The following is a 292-nucleotide window of genomic DNA, read 5'->3' as shown; positions in this document are numbered from 1 at the left end:
TCTGGCCCGCGTAGGCCGACAGGTCGAAGGTGCGCTGCTGGTAGCCCGCCGCGGCGTCCACGTTGGAGTACGTCTTCAGCGTGGTGCCGTTGACCGACACGGTCAGCTTGTCGTACGCGGTGGTGCCGGTCTCCGCGGTGTCGATGTGCAGCCAGAAGCTCAGCGTCGCCTTGCAGCCCGCCGGGATGCTCACCGTCTGCGACAGCGAGTCGGTGTGCGCGGAGCCGTAGCCGTTCATCCACGCCTTCCAGGAACCGCCGTGCGCGGCCTGGCCCGAGCTGTTGTCGACCAC

1 pseudogene is annotated in these 292 nt (G+C 68.5%); it reads right to left on the bottom strand.

Annotated features, from left to right (window positions below):
• Window positions 1–292 (bottom strand): annotated as a pseudogene (locus IF30_RS0140635) (M4 family peptidase); the annotation flags it as partial.

This window comes from Streptomyces sp. NRRL S-350, assembly GCF_000719705.1.
In the GTDB taxonomy this organism is placed as follows: domain Bacteria; phylum Actinomycetota; class Actinomycetes; order Streptomycetales; family Streptomycetaceae; genus Kitasatospora.
Note: the sequence above shows the minus strand (reverse complement) of the source record. Positions and strands in the feature narration are given on the sequence as shown.